Source organism: Hymenobacter duratus, from assembly GCF_014698995.1.
GTDB classification, from domain to species: domain Bacteria; phylum Bacteroidota; class Bacteroidia; order Cytophagales; family Hymenobacteraceae; genus Hymenobacter; species Hymenobacter duratus.
The window spans coordinates 59,621-72,300 of record NZ_JACWZZ010000004.1; the positions used below are offsets into that span (position 1 = coordinate 59,621).

General features: G+C 62.4%; 10 protein-coding genes. 6 read left to right on the forward strand and 4 right to left on the reverse strand.

The window, feature by feature from the left end; all coding sequences use genetic code 11:
• The first annotated feature begins 141 nt into the window (after positions 1–141).
• Entirely contained in the window at positions 142–1,587 is a 1,446-nt protein-coding gene (locus IC231_RS16315; RefSeq protein ID WP_190785566.1) for a TIGR00341 family protein, read from the forward strand.
• A gap of 170 nt (positions 1,588–1,757) precedes the next feature.
• Here IC231_RS16315 and IC231_RS16320 read toward each other — a convergent pair whose 3' ends face one another.
• Entirely contained in the window at positions 1,758–2,441 is a 684-nt protein-coding gene (locus IC231_RS16320; RefSeq protein ID WP_211539125.1) for a hypothetical protein, read from the reverse strand.
• 353 nt (positions 2,442–2,794) lie between these two features.
• Positions 2,795–3,307 carry a pyridoxamine 5'-phosphate oxidase family protein gene (locus tag IC231_RS16325; protein ID WP_190785567.1) on the reverse strand — a complete coding sequence of 171 codons (513 nt, stop codon included), beginning with the start codon at positions 3,305–3,307 and terminating at the stop codon, positions 2,795–2,797.
• Between the two features lie 139 nt (positions 3,308–3,446).
• Here IC231_RS16325 and IC231_RS16330 point away from each other — a divergent pair, with 139 nt between their 5' ends.
• The 4 genes from IC231_RS16330 (at position 3,447) to IC231_RS16345 (ending at position 8,036) form a co-directional block, all read left to right on the forward strand.
• The gene (locus IC231_RS16330; protein ID WP_190785568.1) at positions 3,447–4,070 is read left to right on the forward strand and encodes an acyl carrier protein phosphodiesterase; all 624 of its coding nucleotides are present in this window, start codon (positions 3,447–3,449) and stop codon (positions 4,068–4,070) included.
• A gap of 554 nt (positions 4,071–4,624) precedes the next feature.
• Entirely contained in the window at positions 4,625–5,581 is a 957-nt protein-coding gene (locus IC231_RS16335) for an aldo/keto reductase (protein WP_317173286.1), read from the forward strand.
• 290 nt (positions 5,582–5,871) lie between these two features.
• A complete protein-coding gene (locus IC231_RS16340; protein WP_190785570.1) occupies positions 5,872–6,783 on the forward strand; it encodes a helix-turn-helix domain-containing protein in 912 nt (303 codons plus the stop codon).
• A 191-nt stretch (positions 6,784–6,974) separates the two neighbouring features.
• Positions 6,975–8,036 carry an aldo/keto reductase gene (locus tag IC231_RS16345; RefSeq protein ID WP_190785571.1) on the forward strand — a complete coding sequence of 354 codons (1,062 nt, stop codon included), beginning with the start codon at positions 6,975–6,977 and terminating at the stop codon, positions 8,034–8,036.
• A 174-nt stretch (positions 8,037–8,210) separates the two neighbouring features.
• On the opposite strand, the gene IC231_RS16350 is transcribed toward IC231_RS16345, so the two are convergent.
• On the reverse strand, positions 8,211–8,726 hold the full coding sequence (locus tag IC231_RS16350) for an FKBP-type peptidyl-prolyl cis-trans isomerase (protein WP_190785572.1): 516 nt from the start codon (positions 8,724–8,726) through the stop codon (positions 8,211–8,213).
• Between the two features lie 339 nt (positions 8,727–9,065).
• On the opposite strand from IC231_RS16350, the gene IC231_RS16355 reads away from it, so the two are divergent.
• Positions 9,066–10,622 carry an ArnT family glycosyltransferase gene (locus IC231_RS16355; protein ID WP_190785573.1) on the forward strand — a complete coding sequence of 519 codons (1,557 nt, stop codon included), beginning with the start codon at positions 9,066–9,068 and terminating at the stop codon, positions 10,620–10,622.
• Between the two features lie 70 nt (positions 10,623–10,692).
• Here the strand turns inward: IC231_RS16355 and IC231_RS16360 are convergent, their stop codons facing one another.
• The gene (locus IC231_RS16360) at positions 10,693–12,675 is read right to left on the reverse strand and encodes an AAA domain-containing protein (RefSeq protein WP_190785574.1); all 1,983 of its coding nucleotides are present in this window, start codon (positions 12,673–12,675) and stop codon (positions 10,693–10,695) included.
• Between the last annotated feature and the right edge of the window lie 5 nt (positions 12,676–12,680).

Below are 12,680 nucleotides of genomic sequence, written 5' to 3' on the forward strand. Positions count from 1 at the left end.
CGGCGCGGTGCGTGGCGTTCAACGACGAGACGCGTATTCGCGTCTCTATATCGTTTCCAAGAATTTCCTTCTGACGGCCGGTCAACGCCCGCGCCACGTCACCGTAAGCACTCCGAGCCTCCGTTCTAACCCCGCCCGCCTATGCCCCTGATAGAATACCCAACGTTGCTGCTGCGCTTTCTGCGCCAGCGCTTTGATTTGCACGACGATACCGCCGACCCGGCCGTGATTGAGGACAGCGTGGAGTCGGGCGTCTCGTTTCGGGGGACCAATCTGTGGGTGCTCATCTTCGCCATTCTTATTGCTTCGGTGGGGCTCAACGTCAATTCTACGGCCGTTATCATCGGGGCCATGTTGATTTCGCCGTTGATGGGGCCGCTGGTGAGCATGGGCTACAGCGCCGCCACCAACAACCCCGATCTGCTGCGGCGGGCCGTGAAAAACCTGGGGCTGGCAGTGGTTATCAGCCTGCTTACCTCCACGGTGTACTTCATGCTGACGCCGCTGAGCGGGGCGCAGTCGGAGCTGCTGGCCCGCACCGAGCCCACCATCTGGGACGTGCTGATTGCTCTGTTCGGGGGGCTGGCCGGGGCCGTAGGCCTCACGCGCCGTGAGAAAAGCAACGTCATTCCCGGCGTGGCCATTGCCACCGCCCTCATGCCGCCGCTGTGTACGGCCGGCTACGGGCTGGCCTCGGGCCACTGGGACTACGCTTTAGGCGCGTTTTATCTGTTTTCCATCAACTGCGTGTTCATCACGCTGGCGGCTTTTCTGGTGATTCGGTTTCTGGGGCTGCCGGCCCACCGGTTTCAGGATGAGGCCCAGGCCCGGCGCGTGCGCCGTCTGATGCTGGCGGCGGCCGTGGTGGTGGCCGGCCCCAGCGTGTGGCTGGGCTACCGTATCGTAGAGCGCTCGGTGTACGCCCACGCCGCCGAGGATTTCGTGACCAAGGAGCTGGATTTCGCCGGTACCTACGTGGTAACGCGGCAGATTGACCCCCGGCAGCGCACCATCAACGTGCTGCTGGTGGGCCGACCCGTGGACACCACGCGGCTGGGCGCGGCCCGCCGCCAACTGGCCCGCTACCGCCTCGGGGGCACCGCCCTGGTGGTGCGCCAGGGCCTGCAAGCGTATGATTCGCTGGATGCCCAGAGTTTGCGCCAGAGCCTGCTGGAAGACGTGCGCGCCCGCCAGAGCAAGGCCCAGAGCCGCTACGAAGTGGAACTGAACCGCATGCAGCAGCTGGTGGTGGCCGCCCGCACCGCGTTGCCCGCCCCCGATGCCCTGTTGCGCGAGGCGCAGGTGGAGCACCCCGCCGTGCGCCGCCTGTCCCTCACGGCGCTGCCCCGCCCCGCCATTCCCCGCGACTCGCTCCCGGCCGATACCGTGCTGGTCGTCAGCATCGAGGCCCGCGACTCGGTGCCGGCGGCGGCGCGGCAGCGGCTGGCCCAGTGGCTGCGCGCCCGCACCAACCGCTCGCAGGTGCAGTTGCTGGTAGTTCCCGTGCGCCCGGCCGCTCCTAAAGCGGTGTTGCCCGCCGTGCGCGTGCAACCTTCGGCCCGCAAGGATGTGAAGCGCAGCCGGTAGGAGGGCAGTCCGTCATGCTTGTCTAGTGTCCGTTTGTTGAAGCATCTCTACCGCTTCGTAGCCCAGGGTTTAAACCCTGGGCTACGAAGCGGTTATCGTCTGATTAGCCAGCGGTAGAAATGCTTCGACAAGCGGATGCTAAATGAGCATGATGGGCTTTAGCACACTAACTACAGTGCCCGGCCGTCCCAGGTGCCTTCTGTGCGCAGCACCCGGAAGCGGGTAAACATTTCCTCGCCGTACCAGTCCTCCTGGCGGGTGAGGCGGATAACTTCCTTGTGCTTGGGGCTACGGTACGCGTAGTCTTGCATAGCCTGCTGCGACTCCCAGAGGCTCACGGTGGCCTGGCGCACCACCGGCAACTCACCCAGCCCGATGGCGGCGCGCACGCCCGGCGCATCGGCCACGGTGGCACTTACCGGGGCCACATAGCGCCAGAACCGGGGCGTTTTCTGCCAGCGGATGGAGGCCCGCGTAAGCACCATCATCGGCCCATCGGCCGCGCTAGTTTCAGTTGCATAATCGAACGGGTTCACCCCATCCCAGAGGCCATGGGACTTGAGGGGGGCCAGCCACGCCGTCCAGATTTCCGAAGTGCGCTGCCGGTACTGTTGCCACAGCGGGTGCGTTTCGAAGAACTCCTGAGCCGCTTCCTCATCTTCCCACACTGCCATAAACCCGTAACGGTGCAGGTTGGGCAGCGCCCCGAAGCCGCCCGCGCCGCTGCCCAGCAGCTTCTGAAACCGCAGGCCCGGCACGCGCTGCAAGGGCCGCTGGGCGGTGCCCATCTGCGCAAATCCCCAGCGCCGCTGGTTGGGCAGGAGGGTGAGGATGGAAAGGGTGGTGAGTGGCAAGGGGCAGCGCTGGAAAGAGTAGGAGTTGGTAAGGAAGAAACGGCTATTCAGAACGTCATGCTGAGCGGAGTCGGAGGCGTAGTCGAAGCATCTTTACCGCTTGCCTGAACGTCATGCCAAGCCTGCGGGAAATCTTTCTGGCTGATGCCTGGAATGCTAACCGCTCCGTAGCCCAGGGTTTAAACCCTGGGCTAGTGAATCGTTCAGACGGTGTAATAGAAATGCTTCGGCAAGCGGACGATAGATCAAGCATGACGGACTGAATAGTAGCACTAGCACGATGACAACAACCCCAAAACAACAAAAAAGGCCCGGAATTGCTTCCGGGCCTTTCGCGTATCAGCAAATGAAACCTACTTCACTTCTACTTTGGCGTGCTCGTTTACGTCGTCGGAGGTGCTCCGCTCGCCGGTGGCCAGGGCTTTCACGTAGGCTACGGCTTGCGTGAGGAGGCTGCTGGGCGTGTCCCAGTATTCGCCTTTCTCGATTTCCACTTTCAGGATGTAGATGCTCTCGTCGTCCTTGCCCTTGGGGAACCAGGCGCGCATCGGCTCGCTCCAGAGCTTATCGATTTCGGCTTGGTCGCGGTAGGCGTTGGCGCGGCCCGATACCGATAAGTACACGTTGTCTTCGGGCTTGCCGTAGCTCAGGTTTACGTGGCTGTCTTTTTTTACCTCGTACACCTTGGCCGAGTCCTTGTCGGTCAGGAACACCAAGGCGCTGCTGCCGTCGGGCTTCTGGGTGAACATGGGGCGGCTGCGCAGGCTGCCGTCCTCGTCCTGAGTGGTGAGCATGGCAATGCGCACGTCCTTGATTTTTTCGAGCAGAGTGGAGAGGTCGTTGGTGACGTTGGTCTGGGTTGACATGGGAGGCGGTGTTGGGATAGAAAAATCAGCGGAAAGGCGGCCGATTACCGGGCCGGCCTGTTGGCTAGTACGGCCGGGCGCGGGCCGGGGTTGAGCCCGGCCGGCCCGATGCCCCAATTTTGCCGACCTTCCGCACCTTATGAATTTCCTCGCCCACCTGCTGCTTTCCGGCTCGCCCGCCGCTACTCCCGACTACGAGGACCTTGTTATCGGCAACTTCGCCGCCGAGGCCGTGCGGGGCCGCGCCGCCCTGGAAGCCTACCCCGCCACCGTGCAGTGCGGCATCCGCCTGCACCGCTTCATTGATTCGTTCACCGATCAGCACCCGGTAGTGCGCCGCACCACCGCCCGCCTGCGGGAGGCCGGCCTGGGCAAGTGGGCCGGCGTGGTGTCGGATGTGGGCTTCGACCACCTGCTGGCCCGCGACTTCGCCGAGTTTCACCCCGAGGAGCCGCTGCCGCAATTCGCCCAGCGCCAGTACCAGCTGCTGCACCAGCGCCGCCACGAGCTGCCGGAGCGCCTCCAGGAAATGCTGCACTACATGCGCCAGCACGACTGGCTGACCGGCTACGCCCACCCCGAGGGCCTGCACCGCGCCCTATTGGGCCTGAGCCGCCGCGTACCCGCCGCCGCCGTGCTGGCCACCGGAGCCGCCGCGTTTCTGGCGGAGCTGCCGGCCTATGAGGCCGATTTCGCGGAGTTCTGGCCGGAGCTGCGGGCGGGGGTGGCTAAACTGGTGACAACAGCCGCCCCAATATTTTAACCGTATTCTTGAATCGATTTTTCATCGTAGAGAGTACTATATATGGGTGCTAAACATACTTGCTTCGCTTGTCGCCAAGCTTTCAATGCTCCCCATGGAGCAACAGGCCCATCAAAATGCCCGAGCTGCGGAGGTACAATAGTATTGATGCCACATCGATTTCGACCCCCTAAAAAGCGCGAAATAGCTAGATGGGAGGTCGCCAGATTCCTCGTAAGCAAAGATTTTTATTATCAGCATGTATACGATGCCCCTTGGGGAGGGCATCTTGTGAAGTATCCAGTTACCATGTCAGAAGCGCAAGAGTTTGTTAAAACGCATCAGCAACAGGCTCGCAATCCTGGAATGATTACGAACGTGCCAGTTGTAACGCAACGTAAATAGGCTAAGTAGAAGATGGCCGCCACCCACCCGCGGTTTGTATTGCAGATGCGCGGGTTTGTGTAGCTCCGGCAGGGCGGCGGGAGAGGACCTTTGTAACGGAAAATACGTCATCCTTTTACGACTCCGTTACGATGAGCAACCTCAAACGAGTATCCCTAGGCAGTCTGGGTTTGGAAGTACCAGTCGAAGGCTTGGGCTGCATGGGCATGACCAGCGGCGTGAACGGCATGAGTGTGTACGGCGAGGCCGATGAGCAGGAAAGCCTGGCCACCCTGCACCGCGCCCTAGAGCTGGGCGTGAACCTGCTGGATACAGCCGACCTCTACGGCCCGCTCCTGAACGAGCAGCTGGTGGGCCGCGCCATGGCCGGCCGCCGCCAGGAAGTCATTCTGGCCACCAAGTTCGGGTTTGAAGTCGATGACAGCGGCACCTTCACCGGCCAGCTCAACGGCCACCCCGCCTACGCCCGCAAGTGCCTGGAACGCTCCCTGCGTAACCTCCGCACCGAGTACGTGGACCTCTATTACCTGCACCGCCAAGACCCCCAAGTGCCCATCGAGGACAGCATCGGAGAGATGAGCCGCTTCGTGGAGGAAGGCAAGGTGCGCTACCTGGGCGTGTCGGAAACGCCGGTGGAAGCGTTGCGCCGGGCCCACGCCGTGCACCCCATCACGGCCCTGCAAACCGAGTATTCGCTATTTGACCGGGGCGTGGAAGAAACAGGGGCGTTGCAGGCGGCGCGGGAGCTGGGCATCGGGTTCGTGGCCTACTCGCCGCTGGGCCGGGGCTTTCTGTCGGGTGATATCAAGAGCCCCGACGACTTCGAGGCCAACGACTCGCGCCGGATTTTCCCTCGTTTCCAGGGCGAGAACTTCTACAAAAACCTGGAGCTGGTGCAGAAGCTCGAAACCCTGGCCGCCGCCAAAGGCGTGACCTCGGCGCAGCTGGCGCTGGCCTGGGTGCTGGCCCAGGGCGTGGTGGCTATTCCGGGCACCAAGCGCCGCAAGTACCTGGAGCAGAACGTGGCCGCCGCCCACCTCACCCTCAGCCCCCAGGAGCTGGCCGAGCTGGACGCCATTGTGCCGGTCGGTGGCGCAGTAGGTGCAGCGTACCCGGAAGGTTTCTAGGTTCTGTATGGATGTAGAGACGCAATATTTTGCGTCTCGTCGTTGCTGACGCTGAAGCTGTGCGGAAGTACGTTCTAAATCCGCAGGAACGTCATGCTGAGCTTGCCGAAGCATCTTTACCGCTTCGTTGGGTTTAGTATTGCAACGAAGCGGTAGAGATGCTTCGGCAAGCTCAGCATGACGGTCTGAATATCATAGTGCAGTACAGGCTGTTCAACGACGAGACGCGAAGTGTCGCGTCTCTACATCGTGCCAGCCGGCCTATCTTGTCCTTTTCCTGTTCTTCTGTTATGAAACCTGCCAACCCGCTATTTCGCCTGCTGGCCTCGGTCAGCGACTTTACCGACCATTTGGGGTTTCCGGCTCCGGCGCACCCGTTGCTCACGGTGATTGATCTGGCGCAGCACCGCCACCCGCCCGTTACGGGGCCGGCGTTGCGGCAGCTCTACATCGTTGCCCTCAAGAAGAACCTGAAGGGCCGGATTCAGTACGGACACCGCGCGTACGACTTCAACGAGGGCGTACTGGCGTTTTATGCGCCGGGGCAGCTCTGCGAAAACAATGAGTCCATCGACGTATCGGAGCTGAGCGGCTGGATGCTGGTGTTTCACCCCGATTTGCTGCATAAGTACCCGCTGGGGCGCAAAATTGCCGGCTACGGCTTCTTTTCCTACCAGGTACATGAGGCCCTGCACCTCTCGGAGCGGGAGGAGCAGATGCTGGACAGCGTGCTGGACGTGCTGCGGCGGGAACATGCCCAACCCATCGACGGCTTCAGCCAGGATGTGCTGGTGGCCCAGCTGGACGTGCTGCTGAGCTACGCCAACCGCTTCTACCACCGGCAGTTCCTTACCCGCCGCCCCGCCGAGCACGACCTGCTTACGCGCTTCGAGGAGCTGCTGCGCGAGTATTTTGCCGAGGACAAAGAGCAGCCGCTGCCCACCGTGCAGCACTTCGCCGATGCCTTGCACGTGTCGCCGGCCTACCTCAGCGACATGCTGCGCACCCTCACCGGCCAGAACACCCAGCAGCACATTCACCAGACGCTCATCGAAAAAGCCAAACAGCTGCTGCTCAGTACGTCGCTCTCCGTGAACGAAACGGCCTACCAGCTGGGCTTCGAGTATCCGCAGTATTTCACCCGCCTGTTCAAAAGCAAAACCGGCTTCACGCCCGCCGCTTTCCGGCTTTCGGTGCAGTAGAGCAGGTAGGTTGCGGCTGAACTGTCATGCTGAGCGAAGGCGCAGCCGCAGTCGAAGCATCTCTACCGCTTCGTTGAATGCTATTAGGATGATTAGCCAGAGGTAGAGATGCTTCGACAGGCTCAGCATGACGGTCTACGTAGATTGTTCAATCCCGCCCGCCAACGGCTCCATATTCCACTCCCTTTTCTATGCAACTGACTGATTTTCGCACCCTGGGCCGCTCCGGGCTGGTGGTGAGCCCGCTGGCCCTGGGCACCATGACGTTTGGCACCCCGCGCTGGGGTTCGTCGGATGAAGAGTCGGCCGCCATTTTCCGGGGCTACGTGGAGGCCGGCGGCAATTTCATCGACACGGCCAACGTGTACGCCCAGGGCCGCAGCGAGGAGCTGGTGGGCCAGTACACCGCCAGTAGCAGCCTCCGCGACCAGCTGGTGCTGGCCACCAAATCAGGGTTTCACAGCGGGCAGCCGGGCAACCCGCACGGTGGGGGCAACGGCCGCAAAAGCATCCACCAGGCCCTGGAAGCCTCGTTGCGCCGCCTCCAGACCGACTACGTGGACCTGTACTGGCTGCACGTGTGGGATATGGTGACGCCGGTGGAAGAGGTGCTCCAAACCCTCGGCGACCTGGTGCGGGCGGGCAAAATCCGCTACTTCGCCTTCTCCGATATTCCGGCCTGGTACGCCACCAAGGCCGCCACGCTGGCGGCCGCACACCACGTGCCGGGGCCCATTGCCTTGCAGCTGGAATACTCGCTGGTGGAGCGCAACATCGAGCATGAGCACGTGCCCGCCGCCCGGGAGTGCGGGCTGGGCATCACGCCCTGGAGCCCGCTGGCGGCCGGGTTTCTGGCCGGCAAATACCAGCGCCCCACAGGCCCCGAAGCCAAGGCCCAAGGCGAGGGGCGCCTCGCCGGCCCCAACCCGTTTCAGGACAGCAAGTTCACGGAGCGTAACTGGCAGATTCTGGCGGTGCTGCAGGCCGTAGCCGCCGAGCTAAACCGGCCCCCGGCCCAGGTGGCACTGGCCTGGGCGCTGGCTCAGCCCGGCATCACCTCGCTCATCCTCGGGGCCAGCCAACTCGCCCAGCTTCGCACCAACCTTGCCGCCCTCGACCTGCACCTGACCCCGGCGCACCTGCAGCGGCTCCACGAAGCCAGCGCCCCGGCCCCGGCCTTTCCCTACGCCATCTTCACGCCCGCCGTCAACAAAGGCGTTTTCGGCGGTGCGTCCGTGCAGGGCTGGCGGTAGGGTGTTTTTTGGGACCGTTGAAGCAGTAGCGCGAACTTTGTAGTTCGCGCCTCCGCGCCGTGCGGACGATTTTGTAAAGCCGCGTGGGGATGCGAACTACAAAGTTCGCGCTACTGAAAACAAGAAGAGCGACTCGCAAGGGTCGCTCTTCTTGTTCCAGATCAGGCCAGAAACCTAGTGTTGGTGGCCGCCTTCACCATGCACGTGGCCGTGGTCCATTTCTTCCTGGGTGGCTTCGCGCACCTCGGCAACTTTGCCATCGAAGTGCATGACCATGCCGGCCAGGGGGTGGTTGAAGTCCATTTTCACGGCCGAGTCGCCGATTTCGACCACTTTGCCCTGCATGTGGTGGCCTTGGTTGTCGGCCATGGGCAGGAAGTTGCCGACCTGCAGCATCTCCTCGTCAATCTGGCCGTCGATTTCGAACACGTTTTTCGGGATTTCCACCACGGCTTGCTCATCGTACTCGCCGTAGGCCTGCTCGGGGGTGAGCGAGAAGGTGAACGAGTCGCCGGACTGCTTGCCGCTGAGCTGACGCTCGAACTCTTCGGGCAGGCCGCTCTGGCCGAACAGGAACACCATCGGCGCGTCTTCCTCAGCCGATTCTACGAGGACTTTCTCTTGATTTTCGTCGGTTACGCTCAGGTCGTAGGTGATGGTAACGACTTTGTTTTCGCTGATTTGAGCCATACTGCAAGTAGACGGATACGTCCGGGGATGGGTTGTAGGAAAGGTTTAGGGCGGCTAGTTACGGAAATGGCCCGTAATTCCGGCCTTGCGGCTAGTGAGGGCTCAGGCAAAACTGCCAGTAGTAGCTACGTGGGTTTTCGGATATTCGTTAGCATTCCTCCTGCCACTTCCTGCGTCCGGCAGCGCAGCCGCGCCCGGCCCGAAGCAGCAGCGGGCACCAGCGCGAAGTAGTACCAGCAGGGCTTGGAGTACCGGAGTAGTTGGCGGATATTTGGGCGCAATAGATTCTTAGGCGCGAAGTATTTTCAGTGCCATCTGTTTTTTAGCTTGATTCATAGGATGAGCACGACGTTACAGGAACACGGCACCACCAGCAGCACCCGGCCTACCACTCCTCCCGCCGAACCGGCCCGGCTGCGCTGGCTGCCGTACGTGGTGGCGGCGGTGCTGCTGCCGTTGGTTTATCTGTTTCTGGTACACCAGGTAGGCTCGTATCCCATTCTGGTGTGGGACGAGGGGCGGGTGGCCGTAAATGCCGCCGAAATGGAATACAACGGCAAATGGCTGGTGACCTACTTCGGGGGCGTACCGGATATGTGGAATACCAAACCGCCGCTTATCATTTGGCTGGAGGTGCTGTCCCTGCGCTTGTTCGGCTACTCCGAAACAGCGTTCCGGCTGCCAACCATGCTGGCTGCCATTGCCACTGCCGGGCTGGCGTACACGTTTGTATACAGGCGGCTACGCACCGTCCTGGGGGCCGCATCCGCAGTGCTGATTCTAATTACGGCCATCGGCTACAACGAGCAGCACCGGTCCCGCACCGGCGACTACGACGCCGTGCTGACCCTGTTCGTAACGGTGGCGGCTCTGGCCTTTTTCCGCTACCTGGAGACCCAGAAACGGTCTGATTTTACCTGGGTAACCGTGGCTCTGATTGGTGCGGCACTCACGAAAGGAGTAGCGGGGCTATTCTGGGTGCCGGCTTTCCTGCTGTATGCCATCAGCCAGAGAAAGGTGGTCTGGCTGCTACGCCGTCCGGAAGTGTATGCCGGCGCCGGCGCCCTGGTACTGGTCGTGGGGGGCTACTACCTGGCGCGCGAGTTCTACAATCCCGGCTACCTGCAGGCCGTGTCCGACAACGAGTTGGGCGGGCGGCTGCTGGGGGTCCTGAATGAGCACCAGCATCCCTGGTACTGGTTTCTGGAAGCCATGTACGATGAGAAATTTATGCCCTGGCTGCTGCTCTTTCCACTAAGTCTGGTGCTGCTGTGGCGCTACCCGGCAGAGGGCGTGCAGAGCCGCTTCGCCGTGCTGACGGGAATAGTAGTGGTTGTTCATATGCTCATCATCAGCACCGCCAGCACCAAGCTGGCCTGGTACGACATGCCCATCTATCCGCTGGCCGCCATGCTTGTCGGCACGAGCCTGGGGCGGGTGGCGCAGCCTGGTATCAGCACGCACTTCAGGCGGAGCGGACTTTTGGCGGCGGCGCTGCTGAGCGTGCTGTTCGTCGTGGCTGTTATGGCCGGCCCGCTGCTGTACACCTTCCGGAAAAACCTGGCCACCTACAACTGGCGGCACGGCGACCCGGCATTGTCCTTCGGTTTTCAGACGAAGGCCATGGCCAAGCAACTCCCTACGCTCACCACCTACACGCTGTTTTCCGGCGAAACCTACAACCCGTCGATGTTCTACTACGCGCTGGCCGCGCAACGCCGGTACAACCACACGGTAACCACCAAGCTGGGTAATCAGATAGGGGAGCTGAAGGCCGGCGACGTAGTGGCACTGTGCGGCGACCGAGACAAAGCCGCCATAGCCGAGCGGTTTACCACCATGGTGCTGGTTGAGGACAACGCCTGCATAACCGTGCTGCTGCAGCAGAAAAAGTAGCGGCGGCTTACGGCAGACCTTCATTTCTACCGTAAGTCACCGTCCGCTAAGGCAGGCCAACCTGGCCCGGCTACTGCATTTCCCAAGCCGTCCTATACGCTCCGATGCTTTCCACGTAGTCCAGGAAAGCCTTATAGAACGGGTGGGAACCCAGGGTGCTGGAGTCGCCGACGAGCAGGAGCTTGCGGCGGGCGCGGGTCATGCCCACGTTCATGCGGCGGATGTCGCTCAGGAAGCCGATTTCACCCTGGGGGTTCGAGCGGGTGAGGCTGATGGCAATAATGTCGCGCTCCTGGCCCTGAAACGAGTCCACGGTGCCCACGCTCAGCATGCGGTGCTCCATGAGGCCCACCAGCTCGTCGTTTTCCTCGATGGCGTCCTTGAGGTAGTTGATCTGGGCGCGGTAGGGCGCAATGACGCCGATGGTGAGCAGGTCGGCTTCGTGGTCGGCCTGATCGTAGGGCTCTAGCAGCTGCGCGAGGCGCTTGAGCAGCAGGTCGGCTTCCTCGGGGTTGGCCGTGGAACGGCTTTCCTCGATGGTGATTTCCTGGAAGCCGAAGCCGGCCGTATCCAGAAACTCCACCGCCATGTCGGGGGCGAAGCGCAGGTCGTAGTCGGGCAGATCGGCGTGGGCCACGGTGGGAGGGGCCACCAGCTTGCCGTCGTAGAACTGCTGGGAGCTGAACTCCATGATCTGCTCGTGCATGCGGTACTGCACCTGCAGCATGCGGGCCGTGTCGGGCTGGCGGCGGATGCACTTCTCGAACAGGGTTTCGCGCAGGCCGTCGCGGGCCGCCTTCTCGCTTTTCACGGTGGGCGGCAGCTGCTGATGGTCGCCGGCCAGCACCACGCGGTTGGCCTTCGTAATCGGAATCCAGCAGCCCGGCTCCAGGGCCTGGGCGGCCTCGTCGATGAACACGGTTTCGTAGGTGAGGTGGCGGATGGCGCGGTTGCCGGCCCCCACCAGCGTGCACGTAATCACCTGCACCTGCTCCAGCAGATCCTCCGTGATGTAGCGCTCCAGCTGGTCCGACTCCTGCAGCAGCTCGTGGGCCTGCTGCTTGAGCAGGCGGCGCTGCTCCCGTTCCTCCCAGCCAAAGTGCTTCTTGAACTTACCGGCCTGCTCCCGGTATTGCTCGGCCGTCTGGCGCAGGCTGCGCAGCTCGGCGTAGCTCTTGTGGGCCATAATCTGGGCGTCCAGCGTGTGCTGCAGCAGCAAATCCGATACCCGCGAAGGGTTGCCCATCCGGATGACGTTCACGCCGCGCTCGGCCAGCTTTTCGGTCAGCAAGTCCACGGCCGTGTTGCTGGGGGCGCACACCAGCACCCGCCGCTCCCGGCGGATGGTTTCCAGGATGGCCTGCACCAGGGTGGTGGTTTTGCCGGTGCCGGGCGGGCCGTGGATGATGGCCACATCCTGGGCCGCCAGCACGTGGCGCACGGCCGAAAGCTGGCTCTCGTTCAGGGGCGAGGGGTAGTAGAGCGTGGCTTCCGATTCCGGCTTGAACCGGGCCGGCTTGGCCCCCAGCAGCACGTCGCGCAGCTCGGCCAGGCGCGAGTCGTAGGCGCCCATCACCTTGCCCAGGGCGTACTCCATCTCGCGGTAGCTTACCTCGTCGAAGGTCAGGTCCACACCCAGCTTGCCCTCGTCCACCCAGTCGGGCAAGTCCTCCTTGGTGGTAGCCAGCAGGATTTTGTTGCGCTTAACGCTGGTAACCACGCCCGACAGCGTGGGCCGGTCGGAGCCCGAGCGGCCGGGGATGTTGCCGAATAGGGCCGCGTTTTTGCCCACCTGAAACAGGTGCAGCCCACTGCCACCACCCTGGCGCTCCAACTCAATGACGAGCTTGCCGCCGAAGCCAATGTCTTCCTTCGTGATTTTGACCGGGTACCAAGTGAGGCCCCGTTTCTGGCGCTCGGCAATGGTGGCCTGGGCGCTCTTAATTTTAAACTGTTCGAGGTCCTCCTGCTGCTCGAGCTTCATGAGGGCCTGCACCTTGCGCAGCTCCTTTTCGAGGGCGTAAGGTTCGGTATAGGTAGGTTGTTCAGCCAACAGCT